Source organism: Agromyces sp. NDB4Y10 (assembly GCF_001620055.1).
GTDB lineage: Bacteria > Actinomycetota > Actinomycetes > Actinomycetales > Microbacteriaceae > Agromyces > Agromyces indicus.
In genome coordinates, this window is record NZ_LQGY01000006.1 from 20086 (window position 1) to 32713 (window position 12628).

The following is a 12628-nucleotide window of genomic DNA, read 5'->3' on the forward strand; positions in this document are numbered from 1 at the left end:
GGCCGGGCAGGGGACCCGCATCATGACCGCTCCCGAGTCGCGGCATGATGCGGGTCCTCCTGCGTTCGCGGCGGATCGAGCAGATGTCGGCGGCGCCGGGTTGACTGGGAACCCATGACGGACGTCACGTTGCGCGCCTGGTCCGAGGACGACCTCGAGCTGCTCCGCCGCGCGAACACGCCGGAGCTCATGGACCAGCTCGGCGGCCCCGAGACCGACGCCGCGGTGCGTGCGCGGCACCAGCGCTACCTCCGCCTCGGTCGCGAGGGCACGGCGCACCAGTTCCGCATCGTCATCCCGGAGCACCCGGAGGGCGTCGGCATCGTCGGCTTCTGGCGCCGCGAGTGGCAGGGCCGGCCGGTTCTCGAGGCCGGGTGGTCGGTCGAGGCGGCGTACCGCGGTCGCGGGATCGCCCCGGCCGCGGTCATGGCGATGCTCGACACGGCGCGCGAACGTGGCGAGCGACTCCCGGTCCATGCCTTCCCTCGCGTCGACAACCCGGCGTCGAACGCGGTGTGCCGCAAGGCCGGCTTCCGGCTCCTGGGTGAGGCCGCCTTCGAGGTCGCGAACGGGCGCGTGCTGCACGCGAACGACTGGGTCGCCGACCTCGTCGCCACCGCTCGCTAGATCATGGCCATGATCTGCCGGGCGATCATGCGCCCGGCGCGGTTCGCGCCGATCGTCGACGCCTGCGGACCGTAGCCCGCGAGGAACACCCGCGGGTCGTTCCACGAGGCCCCCTGGCCCACGGTGACGCCGCCCGCCTTCTCGCGCAGCTTGAGCGGCGCGAGGTGGCGCAGCTCCGGGCGGAACCCGGTGGCCCAGATGATGGCGTCGGCACGGGCCGACGACCCGTCGCTCCAAACGACCCGGTCGGCCTCGATGTGCTCGAACATGGGCTTGGCGACGAGCAGCCCGCGCTCGATGCCGGCCGCGATGCGGCGGCTCTTCGGCACACCGGTGCCGCTCACGATCGACGGCAGCGCGCGGCCCGCGCGCGCCGCCTCGTCCTGCTTGGCCACGGCAGCCGACGCGCCCTCCAGGTCGAGCTCCTGCCGGTCCAGCCAGTCGATCGGCCGACGGGAGACCCAGGTCAGCTCGGCCGCGACGTCCTCGAGCTCGAGCATGAACCCGATGGCCGACGTGCCGCCGCCGACCACCACGACGTGCTGGTCGCGGAAGGCCTCGGCGTCCACGTAGTCCGAGGTGTGCACGTGCCGGCCCCGGAAGTCGCCCATGCCCGGGTAGTACGGCACGAACGGCGAACCCCAGGTGCCCGTCGCGTTCACGAGGAACTGGGTCCGCAGTTCGCCGACCGGCGTCTCGGGCCGCTCGGGCTCGCGGAACGTCTTGCGCCGGCGCCCGAAGAACCCGCGCGCCTTCTCCTCCTCCACGGGCTGCGGCGCGAGGTCGCCGTACTCGATGCGCAGGTCGACACCGTCGTTCGCGACGCGCCGCACGTCGATCGGCCGGTGCACGCGGAGGTCGTAGTGCTGCTCGAACCGCCCGTAGTAGTCCGCGACGACCTCCTTGGCCGGCAGCGACCGGTCGGCGGTCTCGAAGCTCAGGCCCAGCTCGGCCATGCCGGGCAGGTCGTTGACCTTGTGGGCGGTGCCGAGCCGGAGCGAGGACCACCGGTGCTGCCAGGCGCCGCCGGGCCCCGGCGCGCGGTCGAGCATGACGAAGTCCTCGTCGGCGACGAGCTCGAATCGCCGCAGGTAGAACGCCACCGACAGGCCCGCCTGACCGGCGCCGATCACCGCCACCTTCACGCGCTCGGGGATCGATTCCACCCGTCTATCTCAGCACGTTCCCGCGTTCACCGCGGGCGAGGAAGGCAACTCCGCGGGCGCCGCGGGGGACGGCGTCCGGGCGTCCCGGCGGTGCTAAACTATCGGCCGGGATTGATCATTATCAGAAGAGCCGGGTGACGTACATCCCACCCGGCCAGACGTCGTAAGGGGGTCACGCATGGGGCGCGGCCGTCAGAAAGCCAAGCACACCAAGGTCGCGCGGGAGCTCAAGTACTTCAGCCCCGCGACCGACTACAGCGCGCTCGAGCGCGAGCTCACGGCTTCCAACCACGACCACTACGACGACGAAGCGTCGAAGTGGGCCGAGTACGCAGCTGACGACGACTCGTTCGTGGCCGACGACGGAACGCACCGGGCCTCCTGATCCCACCGCATCCCCTCGCTGACGCGAGGGCGGCCGCCTACGAGCCTGCGCCGTTCGTCGGCGCCGGCTCGACCCGCACCTCGTAGGTGCGCACGTCGAGGCCGGGCACCGTCAGCGTGCGGTCCGCCGAGGCCATCACGAATCCCGCCCCGGTGAACGGACCGCGGACCTCGCCGGGCTTCAGGACCACGCGTCCGCCGTCGGGAAGTCGCACCTCGATCGTGTCGGTGCGCTCCCCCGACCTCGCCGCGGCGAGCTCGAGGCTGACCCGCTCACCGTCGCAGCCCGCGTCCGCGACCCGGTCGAGGGCTTGGCTGCGGCCGTCCCACACGGCGAGCACGTACGCGTCGCCGTCGGACCCGCACGCGACTCCCCAGCCGGCGCCGGACTCCCCCAGCACGGTGATCCCGCCGACGAACAGCTCGTCTCCGGCGACGCCCGGGGGCAGGTCGAGCGTCGCCGACACCGTCATCGCGTCGGTGGCGGGCGAGGCGGTCCAGAACGGCTGCATCGCGCCCGGGGCGACGGCCCGCAGCCGGAGCACCGACCCGGCGACCTCCGCGGTCCAGCCGTCGTCCGAGGCGACCGGTCCATCGGGCTCGTCGGCGAAGTCGATCGACTGCAACGAGACGAGGTCGCGCGAGTCGTCGGCGCCCAGCAGCTGCACGCCCACCGCCGTGGCGCCGGCCGCGGCCAGCACGAGCGCGACGGCGCCCGCGACGGTCCGTGCTCGACCGGGGCGGCGCGGGCGCGACTCCGGTGCGCCGGCGGTGTCGGCACCGGCCCGTTCGGCCGACTCGATCGACTCCCCCATCGCCTTCCCCCACGATCGGATCCGGCGCGCCCCGTCGCCGCCGGTCGCCGGCCGGAGGCTGCGGTCGCGGCATCCGCCACGGCGATTGCGATCACGGTACCGGCCGTCCGGCGCGCGGCCCGAGGCACAAGGTCCCGCGTGTCGCCCGGTCAGCGACGTGTCATCCGTCGCAGGCCCCACCCGGTGACGAGCGCGACGGTGAGCGCCATGAGCACCCCGCCCATCGCGAACCACGCGAACAGCTGCGCCGTCGGAGTCGACTCGTCGATGAACGGCGACGGCAGGAACGTGAACCCCAGCCCGACCAGCCAGGCCGCCATGTTGAGCGGCACCCACCGCCAGGCGCGCGGCACGCCCGCGGCGCGGAGCACCGGCCACTGGGCCACCGGGATCGTCGCGAGCAGCACCAGCCCGCCCGCGCCGACCGCGACCCACGTGGCGGGCGCGGTGAAGTCGAGCGGCGAGCCGAGGTCGGCGAGGGTGGGCGGCAGCATCCCGATCGACCAGGCGACGGATGCCGCGACCGCCGTCGCCGCCACCCATCGCCCCACCCGCACCGCGGCGCGCGTGCCCCGCAGCGCCAGCGACTGTCCGAGCCCGAGCAGCGCGCCCTCGCCCGCGCCTGCGACCACGAGCAGCCCCCAGGCGGCCCAGCCGTCGAGGCCCAGCGCCGAGGCGATCCAGAAGCCGGTCACCGGGATGAGGAAGCCGACGCCCTCGCCCGCGACCACGAGGGCCGTCCAGCGGCCGAGGCGCACCGGCGTGCCCGCGCGCTCGGCGACCGCGGGGGCCGGGGTCTCGGACCGGAGGCTCATGCGGCCACGGTAGCGGCGGCCCGCGCGAGGCGGACACGGCCGATGGTCCCGCAGCGGGGCACCCGCCGGCGCCGGACCGGGTCAGGCGAGCGAGGTCCGCCAGCGCGCCGCCTCGTCGGCGAAGCGCTCGAGCTCGTCGAGCGTCCCGTCGGCGGTGATCGCGCGCAGGACGACCTCGTCGACGACGTCGTACGCGGCCAGGCGCTCCCCGCGGTCGATGGTCGCGTCCATGGGCTGCACGCCGAGGCGCGCGAAGTTCGCCGCGTACGAGGGGAACGAACCGTACCGATCGGCCTCGCGCCGGAGGGCCGCCCGGGCGGCCGCGTCGGCGATCGTGCGAACGTACAGCACGCCCCGCACCCGGTCGGCTCGATCCCCGGCATCGCGTCGCAGCTCGGCCATCGCCTGCTCGGCGGCGGCCGGGGTGAGCCAGTTCAGGACGACCGCATCGGCCTGCCGTGCGGCGAGCCGTCGCATGCGGGGGCCGAGCGCGCCGACCGCGATCGCGGCATCCGTTCGACCCCGGAGCTCGGCGATGCCGTCGGCCACCACGCCGAGCGGATGCCGCGAGCCGCCCGAGCCGATGCCGACGGTCGTGCGCTCGACGGGCAGGCCGCCGAGGTCGAGGCTCGCCGCGGGCTGGCGGTCGAGCGGGATCACGCCGGTCGCGAGGCGCAGTCGGTCGGTCACCTCGGCGACGGCCCGCAGCCCCGCGAGCGAGTCGCCGCCGGGCACGTCGTTCAGCCAGACGCCGTCGAACCCGAGCCGCTCGAGCCGCGGGGCGAGCGCCCGCAGGAGGTCGTGGTCGGTGGTGCCGGCGAGGCCGATCGAGACCGCGGCGCGCACGGTCAGCTCGCGTAGGTCCCGACGAGGCGCACGGCGCCCCCGTCGACGCCCTTGGCGCCCTGCTCCCAAGCGTCGGGCCCGCCCTCCGCGGCCCCCGGCCGGTCGCCGAACCCGACGGTCCCGACCTGCCACGACGGCAGCCCCAGCGCGTCGAGCTCGGCGATGACGGATGCCGCGGCGTCGGCCGCGACCACCGCGAAGAAGCCGATGCCGAGGTTCCAGGTGCCCTCGGTGGACTCGAGCGTGGCGCCCGCGAGGTCGTTGAGCACACGGAAGACCGGCTGGGGCGACCACGTCGAGCGGTCGACCTCCACCCATGAGCCGCGCGGGAGCACGCGCGCGAGGTTCGCCGCGATGCCGCCGCCCGTCACGTGCGAGAGCGAGTGCACGGCCGTCCCGAGCGTCTCGTGCGCGAGCAGCTTCACGAGCGGCCCCGAGTAGAGGCGGGTGGGCTCGAGGAGCGCCTCGCCCCAGGTCGTGCCGAGGTCATCGGACCGATCCGCGTAGCCGATCTCGGCCTGACGGAGGATACTGCGGACCAGCGAGAAGCCATTCGAGTGCAGGCCGCTCGACTCGATCGCGATGACCGCGTCGCCGTCGACCACGCGCTCGGCGCCGAGGGCGCGGTCGGCCTCGACCACGCCGACCGCCGCACCCGCGACGTCGTAGTCGTCGACGCCCATGAGTCCCGGGTGCTCGGCGGTCTCGCCGCCGACGAGGGCCGTGCCGGTCTCGGCGCACGCGCGGGCGATGCCCGTGACGATCGACGCGATCCGGTCGGGCACGACCTTGCCGCAGGCGATGTAGTCGGTCATGAACAGCGGCGTCGCGCCGACCACGACGATGTCGTCGACGACCATGCCCACCAGGTCCTGCCCGATGGTGTCGTGGCGGTCGAGCGCCTGCGCGATCGCGATCTTCGTGCCGACGCCGTCGGTCGAGGTCGCGAGCAGCGGCCGGCGGTAGTCCTTCGCGAACGACAGGTCGTACAGGCCCGCGAACCCGCCCACGCCGCCGAGCACGTTCGGCCCGTGGGTCTTCGCCACCGCCTCCTTCATCAGTTCGACGGCGAGGTCGCCGGCGGCGGTGTCGACTCCGGCAGCGGCATAGGACGAGTTGGCGCTCACGCGACAAGGCTACCCGTGCGGCTGCGCGCCGCCGGGCCCGGTGACGGGGGCCGGCGGTAGAATCGGGACATGCACGCGGGGTCCACGCCGTCGTGGGTGATTCGCGAGAACGCGAGCACCGGGGTGCTGCTCGCCCTCTACCTGCGCGAAGTGCTCGGCATCGCCTCACCCGCCGAGCTGCCGCGCCTGCGCGACGTGGGCCGCATCGGCTCCGACCCCGTGCCGCGCGACGTCGACGCGCACGACGCCCTCGAGAAGCAGTGGCGCGAATGGTGGGCCATGACCGTCGAGCCCGAGGACCACCCCTCGCCGGTGCCGCTCGAGCTCATCGACGAGTACGGCACGGCGATCGCCCTCCCCGTCTCGGGCGCCGAGGCGCTCGCCGCTTCGATCCGGCCGCACGCGGAGGCCGCGCTCGCCTGGGCCGACTGGGCGCACGAGCGCTACCGGACCGCGTCGGCCGCCCGCTCCGGCGACACGTACCGGGCCTATGCGGGCACGATCGCCGAGCACGAGCGCGAGGTGGGGCGGCGCGCGCACTCGTTCGAGCTGAACGTCGAGGTGCTCCCGCTCGCGGCATCCGGGGTCTGGTGGATCGGCCGCAAGACGGTCGCCGTCACCGACCAGCTGCGAGCGGATGCCGCGGCCTTCGACGACGCGATCCACCCGATCATCGCCGAACTCGCCTGACGCGCCCCGGTGGTCGAGCAGGACGCGAAGCGCCCCGGTGGTCGAGTAGGACGCGAAGCGCCCGTACCGAGACCCCGCCGCCGAGCTCGGCGCCCGTGGCAGACTCGAGCGCATGAGCATCTGGTTCGGCGAGCCCTCGCTGGAGTGGGCGAACTCGCGCGGCGAGCACGCCATGATCCGCACCCTCGGCATCGAGATGACCGAGCTGACCGAGGACTCGCTGAAGGGCCGCATGCCCGTCGACCACCGCACCCGCCAGCCCGCCGGCGTGCTGCACGGCGGCGCGTCCGTCGCGCTCGCCGAGACGCTCGCGAGCTGGGGCGCCTCCTTCACGGTGGACCCCGCGCAGTTCTACTGCGTCGGCATGGAGATCAACGCCAACCACGTGCGTCCCGTCACCGAGGGCTGGGTGTACGGCGAGGCCCGTCCGATCACGCGCGGGCGCACCACCCAGGTGTGGGACATCCGCATCACCGACGAGCAGGGGCGCCTGGTGTGCGTGTCGCGCTGCACGATGGCGGTGCTCGCGACGCCCTCGCAGTACTGACGCGGACCCCGCCTCGCGCGTATCGTGGGGCCGTGAAGCCCTTCGTCCTCCTCGCCACGCGGGCCGAGGACGTGCCCGCCGACCAGGAGTACGCGCTCTTCCTGCGCGCCACCGGGCTTGACGAGCGCGACCTGCTCCGGGTGCGGCTCGAGGCCGAGCGGATGCCGCCCCTCGACCTCGACGAGCTCTCGGGCATCTTCGTCGGCGGCGGCCCGTTCAACGCGTCCGATCCGCCCGAGCGGAAGTCGGCGGTGCAGCACCGGGTCGAGGCCGAGTTCGCGAGCCTGCTCGACCGGGTCATCGCGCGCGACTTCCCGTTCCTCGGCGCCTGCTACGGCGTCGGCACGGTCGGCGCGCACATCGGCGCGACCATCGACCGCACCTACGGCGAGCGCATCGGCGTCGTGCCGGTGACGCTGACCGAGGCCGGCGAGGTCGACCCGCTGCTCGCGGGGATGCCCCGCACCTTCCACGCGTTCGTGGGGCACAAGGAGGCGATCCGCACGCTGCCGGGCGCAGCGACGCTGCTCGGTTCGTCGCCGGGGTGTCCGGTGCAGGTGTTCCGCGTGGGCCGGAACGTCTATGCGACGCAGTTCCACCCGGAGCTCGACCTCGACGGCATCATCGTGCGCATCCACGCCTACGCCGACCACGGGTACTTCGCCGCCGACGAGCTCGAGCTCACGCTCGCGTCGGCCCGTCGCGCCGAGGTGTCCGAGCCGAGTCGGATGCTGCGGACGTTCGTGGAACTGCACGCGCGGTAACCGGGCCTCCGCTCGCGGGCGCGCGACGGAGCGCCCCGCACCGACGAGTGTGCGAGGCGCTCCGGTTCGGTGGGTCAGCCCGCGGCGGCGGTCGCGTAGGTGCTCTGCGCGACCGAGCCGTAGTACGGCCCGAACATCACGTCGGGGATGTTGTTGTAGCCGAAGCTGTTCACCGAGTTCTGCGCGCCCGACGACAGGAACCACGGTCCGCCGGACGAGCCGCCGGTCATGTCGCACGGGATCCCCTGCGACTGCGTCTGGCCGTACGGGTCGGGGCTCGCGGTGCCCGCGCAGGACTGGAGGGTCTGCCCGTCGAACGGTGCGGCGGCGGGGTAGCCGAACGCGTCGTAGGCGAGACCGCGCGCCTGGTTGAACGCGATGGGCGTCGCGCCGACGGTCGCCGAGAGGGTGCGGCCGTTGAGCGGGGCGACCTTGGCGAAGGCGACGTCGTAGGTGATGTCGCCGCCGCGCGTCCACTGGGTCGGGGCGGTGAGCGTCGTCGCGGTCCAGCGGCCGTACGGTGCGCTGCCGTTCTCGTACGCCGGCACGAACACCCAGTTCGTCGCGTACTTGCCCTTGCCGCCGTGCACGCAGTGCGCGGCGGTGGCGACGAGGCTCGCGTTGGCGGCGCTCACGGAGTTGCCCGAGCAGACGTAGTTCTTCCCGCTCAGCGTGAAGAACACCTTGCCGATGTTCGACACCGGCGCCTCGGCCGCGGCCATCGCGGTCGCCGACCCGCCGTAGGTCGTCGGGGCGCCCGCGGCGACCTTGCTCGCGGGCGTCGACGCCGTCTTCCCGGCGAGCAGGACGTCGGCGGGGATCGCCGCGCGCATGCGCTCCGCGGTCCAGTACGAGGATGCCGCGGCCGCCTCGGCGGCCGGGACGGCGCGCTGGTCGATCCCGGGCGGTGGCGTGGGCGGTGCGGCCGAGGCCGCGGTCGGCACGGCCAGCAGGCCGCACGCGACGAGTGCCGCGCCGGTGAGGGCGGCGCGGAAGGAGGTGAGCTTCATGGACGGATGGTCCTTTCGTCGGAGGTCGGTGCGGGGCGTGCCGGGTCGCGTTCGGCACCCGGAGGGAGCGGGGCGCCCGTCCCGAGGCGCCCCGCTGATCGCGTCAGTAGGACGCGATGGCCGAGTAGGTGCTCTGCGCCACCGTGCCGTAGTACGGCCCGAACATGACGTTCCGGATGGCGTTGTAGCCGAAGCTGTTCACCGAGTTCTGCGCACCCGACGACAGGAACCACGGTCCGCCGGACGAGCCGCCGGTCATGTCGCACGGGATGCCCTGCGACATGGTCTGGCGGTACGGGTCCTGCGTCGCGGTGCCCGAGCAGCCCTTGAGCGTCTGGCCGTTGAACGGCGACGCGGCCGGGTAGCCGTAGGCCTTGTACCAGAGGCCTCGCGCCTGGTTGAAGGCGATCGCCGTGGAGCCGACGGTCGCGGCGAGGGTGCGACCCGACAGCGGCGCGACCTTCGCGAAGGCGACGTCGTAGCTCATGTCGCCGCTCTGCGTCCACTGCGAGGGGGCGACGAGCGCCGTCGCGGTCCAGCGACCGTACGGGGCGCTGCCGTTCTGGTAGGCGGGGACGAAGACCCAGTTCGTGGCGTAGGCACCCGGTCCGGAGTGGACGCAGTGGGCCGCGGTCGAGACGAGGCTGGCGTTCGGCGCGCTCACCGAGTTGCCCGAGCAGACGTAGTTCGCTCCGTTGAGGGTGAAGAAGACCTTGCCGATGTTGCGCACCGGGTTCTCGTTCGTGGCCTTCGGCTGCGGCGCGTCTCCCTTGACGGGCTTGCCGTAGGTGACGGGCGCGCCGGCGGCGACCTCGGGTGCGGGCGTCGTCGCCCGCTTGCCCTGGAGGAGCACGTCGGCGGGGATCGCCGAGCGCATGCGGTCGGGCGTCCAGTACTCGGCGGCGGCAGCCTGCTCGGCGGCCGGGACGGCCCGGCGGTCGACGCCCGGCGGCACCTCCGGCGGTGCGGCGTTCGCGGCGAGCGGCGCAGCCAGCAGGCTGCAGGCGACGAGCGCCACGCCGGCGAGGCCGGCACGGAAGGAGCGTTTCATCGGTTGCCCTTTCTGTAGGCGTTCCGAGCCGGAGGTAGGGTTCCGGCCCGGGTGTGTTCGGTGCGGTGAGCCTGACATGCACCCCCCGTTCGGGGGTAGAAGGGGGTCACGATTTCGCGGATTCCGACAGCGTGATACCGCTATCCCGAAAAGGTCGGCACAAGAACCCTTCCGTGCAGTAGCGTTCATCGTTTGCGCCGCCGCCGCGTTCGGCGGACCACGGCGCACGCCGGTGCTCAGGTGAGCACCGACATCCGTCCAGCCGGCTCACACGCGCGCGTGTGGGAGGATTGAGCGTCCAGCTCGGACTCCCACCCACCCCTACGAGGAGCCATCGCGCGCATGTGCGGCATCGTCGGCATCGTCTCCACCGAGCCCGTCAACCAGCAGATCTACGACAGCCTGCTGCTCCTGCAGCACCGCGGCCAGGACTCGACGGGCATCGCCACGGCCGACGGCTCCGTGTTCCACATGCACAAGGCACGCGGCCAGGTGCGCGAGGCGTTCCGCACGCGCGACATGCGGTCGCTGCTCGGCACGATGGGCCTCGGGCACGTGCGCTACACGACCAAGGGTGCGGCCGAGCGAGAGGAGGAGGCGCAGCCGTTCTACGTGAACGCGCCGTACGGCATCATCCTCGTGCACAACGGCAACCTGACGAACACGCGCGAGCTGTCGGGCGACCTGTTCCGCATCGACCGGCGCCACGTGAACTCCACGAGCGACACCGAGATGCTCCTCAACGTGCTCGCCACCGAGCTGCAGGGCCAGATCACGGGCCTCGAGCTCGACCCCGACCAGGTCTTCCGCGCCGTCGAGCTCGTCCACGAGCGCGTCGAGGGCTCCTACGCCGTCATCGCGATGATCGCCGGCTACGGGCTGCTCGCCTTCCGCGACCCGTTCGGCATCCGGCCGCTGATCCTCGGCAAGCGCACCACCGAGGCCGGCAAGGACGAGTGGATCGTGGCATCCGAGTCGCTCGTGCTCGAGAACGGCGACTACCAGGTCGTGCGCGACGTCGAGCCCGGCGAGGCGATCTTCATCACCCTCGACGGCGAGATGATCTCGCGCCAGTGCGCGACGGATCCCCGCCTCGTGCCGTGCTCGTTCGAGTACGTCTACCTCGCCCGACCCGACTCCGTCATGAACGGCATCTCGGTGTACGAGGCGCGCCTGCGGATGGGCGACCGGCTCGCGACCACCATCGAGACCCACATGGACCAGGGCGACATCGACGTGGTGATGCCGATCCCCGACTCGTCCCGCCCCGCCGCGATGCAGGTCGCGCAGAAGCTCGGCATCGAGTACCGCGAGGGCTTCTACAAGAACCGCTACGTCGGCCGCACCTTCATCATGCCGGGGCAGGCGCAGCGCAAGCGCTCGGTCCGGCAGAAGCTCAACGCCATGGGCACCGAGTTCCGCGGCAAGAACGTGCTCATCGTCGACGACTCGATCGTGCGCGGCACCACGTCGAAGGAGATCGTCGAGATGGCCCGCGCGGCGGGCGCCAACAAGGTGACCTTCACCTCGGCGGCGCCGCCCGTCCGCTACCCGCACGTCTACGGCATCAACATGCCGAGCCGCGCCGAGCTCATCGCCCACGGCCGCCCGATCCCTGAGATCGCTCGCGAGCTGAACGCCGACAACATGATCTACCAGGAGGTCGCGGACCTCCAGGCGGCGATCACCGAGGGCACCGGCATCGGCGAGCTCGACCTCTCCTGCTTCACGGGCGAGTACGTGACGGGCACGGTCACCCCCGAGTACCTCGACTGGGTGGAGCGCACCCAGCTCAGCTGACGCCGCCCGGGCGTCCTTCCAGCCGGGCCACGGCGCTTCTCCAGCGTGCGCTGGCACGATGCGGTCATGGGCGAGACCACGGATGCCGCGGCATCCGCTGCACCGACGATCGACTACCTCGGCGTGTACGACGCCGACGGCGGCGTGGTCGGCGAGGTGAGGTATGTCATCGGCCACCTGCTGGGTCGCGCGGAGTGCGCCCTGTGCGACATCACCCACACCTGGCGGCGCAAGCCGGCCTGGGACGCGATGGTCGCGCGCCTCGGTGCGTCGTTCGCGCTCGCCCACCGCAACGAGGTGACGGATGCCGCCGCGCAGGCGGTCATCGCGGAGACCGGGCTGCCCGTGGTGCTCGCGCGCGATCCGGCGGGAGGCTGGCGCGCGGTGCTCCGTCGCGCCGACCTCGAGCGCGCGGGCGGCAGCGTGGACGAGTTCGAGCGGATGCTGCTCGGGGCCCGCGGAACAGGACCGTCACCGGCCCCGCCGGCTCAGGACGCGCGGTCGTCGTCGACGTAGTGCGTGTCCTCGTGCTCGGCCACGGCGGAGCGGCCCCGACGCGCGAGCATCCGATCGACGAGGAGGGCGACGATGCCGCCGACCGCGGCCCCGATCGCGCCCGCCCACAGCAGCAGGAAGCCGAACACCTGCCCACGATCGAACTCGGCGTTCTCGGGGAACGCGAACGTGAGCACGAGCGCGACCACCACGCCGAGGGCGACCCCGGCGAGGATGAACGCGGGATAGCGCGGCGCACGGCGGACCGTCACCGCGTCGCTCGTCACGTCGGTCTCGAGGTGCTCGCCCGGCTCGGGCTCGACCTCCATGCGCTCCACGCGCGGGTGGTCGGCCTCGGGCGCGACGACCCGGTCGACGGATGCCTCCGGCGCCGCCGGTCGCGTCGGCTCGCCCGGCGTGCTCGGCTCGGGGTCGGTCGGCTCGGGGCGGTTCGGCGCATCGGTCACCGTGCCATTCTCCCCCACCCGCCT

Annotated in this window: 15 protein-coding genes; 7 read left to right on the plus strand and 8 right to left on the minus strand. The window is 73.1% G+C overall.

What is annotated here, in order from left to right:
• Nucleotides 1-114 precede the first annotated feature (114 nt).
• Nucleotides 115-627 (plus strand): GNAT family N-acetyltransferase, encoded by a 513-nt coding sequence (locus tag AVP42_RS02015; RefSeq protein ID WP_067945631.1) that lies wholly within the window; start codon nt 115-117, stop codon nt 625-627.
• Here AVP42_RS02015 and AVP42_RS02020 read toward each other — a convergent pair.
• Complete coding sequence (locus tag AVP42_RS02020) at nt 624-1793, minus strand: NAD(P)-binding domain-containing protein (protein ID WP_067945633.1); 1170 nt, start codon at nt 1791-1793, stop codon at nt 624-626. The two genes, AVP42_RS02015 and AVP42_RS02020, sit on opposite strands and share 4 nt — an antisense overlap.
• Before the next feature lie 178 nt (nt 1794-1971).
• Here AVP42_RS02020 and AVP42_RS02025 point away from each other — a divergent pair, with 178 nt between their 5' ends.
• A complete protein-coding gene (locus AVP42_RS02025; RefSeq protein WP_067945635.1) occupies nt 1972-2178 on the plus strand; it encodes a DUF3073 domain-containing protein in 207 nt (68 codons plus the stop codon).
• 37 nt (nt 2179-2215) lie between these two features.
• On the opposite strand, the gene AVP42_RS02030 is transcribed toward AVP42_RS02025, so the two are convergent.
• The 4 genes from AVP42_RS02030 to purM form a co-directional block, all read right to left on the minus strand.
• A complete protein-coding gene (locus tag AVP42_RS02030) occupies nt 2216-2992 on the minus strand; it encodes a hypothetical protein (protein WP_067945637.1) in 777 nt (258 codons plus the stop codon).
• Between the two features lie 149 nt (nt 2993-3141).
• Nucleotides 3142-3807: a hypothetical protein gene (locus AVP42_RS02035; RefSeq protein ID WP_197466926.1), complete on the minus strand. Its 666-nt coding sequence runs from the start codon at nt 3805-3807 to the stop codon at nt 3142-3144.
• 81 nt (nt 3808-3888) lie between these two features.
• Nucleotides 3889-4653, minus strand: coding sequence for an LLM class flavin-dependent oxidoreductase (locus tag AVP42_RS02040; RefSeq protein ID WP_067945640.1), 765 nt, complete (start codon nt 4651-4653; stop codon nt 3889-3891).
• Nucleotides 4654-4655: 2 nt separating this feature from the next.
• Nucleotides 4656-5780, minus strand: a complete 1125-nt coding sequence (purM, locus tag AVP42_RS02045) for a phosphoribosylformylglycinamidine cyclo-ligase (protein WP_067945642.1) — start codon at nt 5778-5780, stop codon at nt 4656-4658.
• A gap of 69 nt (nt 5781-5849) precedes the next feature.
• On the opposite strand from purM, the gene AVP42_RS02050 reads away from it, so the two are divergent.
• The 3 genes from AVP42_RS02050 to AVP42_RS02060 all read left to right on the plus strand — a co-directional run bounded on the left by AVP42_RS02050 (nt 5850) and on the right by AVP42_RS02060 (nt 7781).
• Nucleotides 5850-6470: a zinc-binding alcohol dehydrogenase gene (locus tag AVP42_RS02050; RefSeq protein WP_067945643.1), complete on the plus strand. Its 621-nt coding sequence runs from the start codon at nt 5850-5852 to the stop codon at nt 6468-6470.
• A gap of 112 nt (nt 6471-6582) precedes the next feature.
• Nucleotides 6583-7017 carry a hotdog fold thioesterase gene (locus AVP42_RS02055; protein WP_067945645.1) on the plus strand — a complete coding sequence of 145 codons (435 nt, stop codon included), beginning with the start codon at nt 6583-6585 and terminating at the stop codon, nt 7015-7017.
• Nucleotides 7018-7049: 32 nt separating this feature from the next.
• Nucleotides 7050-7781, plus strand: a complete 732-nt coding sequence (locus AVP42_RS02060; RefSeq protein ID WP_067945647.1) for a glutamine amidotransferase — start codon at nt 7050-7052, stop codon at nt 7779-7781.
• 74 nt (nt 7782-7855) lie between these two features.
• On the opposite strand, the gene AVP42_RS02065 is transcribed toward AVP42_RS02060, so the two are convergent.
• Nucleotides 7856-8791 carry a serine protease gene (locus tag AVP42_RS02065; protein WP_067945649.1) on the minus strand — a complete coding sequence of 312 codons (936 nt, stop codon included), beginning with the start codon at nt 8789-8791 and terminating at the stop codon, nt 7856-7858.
• Nucleotides 8792-8894: 103 nt separating this feature from the next.
• Nucleotides 8895-9842 (minus strand): serine protease, encoded by a 948-nt coding sequence (locus AVP42_RS02070; protein WP_067945651.1) that lies wholly within the window; start codon nt 9840-9842, stop codon nt 8895-8897.
• Nucleotides 9843-10184: 342 nt separating this feature from the next.
• Between AVP42_RS02070 and purF the strand changes: the two genes are divergently transcribed.
• Nucleotides 10185-11642 (plus strand): amidophosphoribosyltransferase, encoded by a 1458-nt coding sequence (purF, locus tag AVP42_RS02075; RefSeq protein WP_067945653.1) that lies wholly within the window; start codon nt 10185-10187, stop codon nt 11640-11642.
• A gap of 66 nt (nt 11643-11708) precedes the next feature.
• Entirely contained in the window at nt 11709-12158 is a 450-nt protein-coding gene (locus AVP42_RS02080; protein WP_067945656.1) for a hypothetical protein, read from the plus strand.
• Here AVP42_RS02080 and AVP42_RS02085 read toward each other — a convergent pair.
• Nucleotides 12131-12604 carry a hypothetical protein gene (locus AVP42_RS02085; protein ID WP_231878507.1) on the minus strand — a complete coding sequence of 158 codons (474 nt, stop codon included), beginning with the start codon at nt 12602-12604 and terminating at the stop codon, nt 12131-12133. The genes AVP42_RS02080 and AVP42_RS02085 overlap by 28 nt on opposite strands.
• Nucleotides 12605-12628 lie beyond the last annotated feature (24 nt).

Coding starts and splice junctions, on each gene's coding strand:
- purF (WP_067945653.1), top strand. CDS start 10,185: ATGTGCGGCATCGTCGGCATCGTCTCCACCGAGCCCGTCAACCAGCAG.
- AVP42_RS02050 (WP_067945643.1), top strand. CDS start 5,850: ATGCACGCGGGGTCCACGCCGTCGTGGGTGATTCGCGAGAACGCGAGC.
- AVP42_RS02030 (WP_067945637.1), bottom strand. CDS start 2,992: ATGGGGGAGTCGATCGAGTCGGCCGAACGGGCCGGTGCCGACACCGCC.
- AVP42_RS02015 (WP_067945631.1), top strand. CDS start 115: ATGACGGACGTCACGTTGCGCGCCTGGTCCGAGGACGACCTCGAGCTG.
- AVP42_RS02025 (WP_067945635.1), top strand. CDS start 1,972: ATGGGGCGCGGCCGTCAGAAAGCCAAGCACACCAAGGTCGCGCGGGAG.
- AVP42_RS02065 (WP_067945649.1), bottom strand. CDS start 8,791: ATGAAGCTCACCTCCTTCCGCGCCGCCCTCACCGGCGCGGCACTCGTC.
- AVP42_RS02080 (WP_067945656.1), top strand. CDS start 11,709: ATGGGCGAGACCACGGATGCCGCGGCATCCGCTGCACCGACGATCGAC.
- AVP42_RS02070 (WP_067945651.1), bottom strand. CDS start 9,842: ATGAAACGCTCCTTCCGTGCCGGCCTCGCCGGCGTGGCGCTCGTCGCC.
- AVP42_RS02035 (WP_197466926.1), bottom strand. CDS start 3,807: ATGAGCCTCCGGTCCGAGACCCCGGCCCCCGCGGTCGCCGAGCGCGCG.
- AVP42_RS02055 (WP_067945645.1), top strand. CDS start 6,583: ATGAGCATCTGGTTCGGCGAGCCCTCGCTGGAGTGGGCGAACTCGCGC.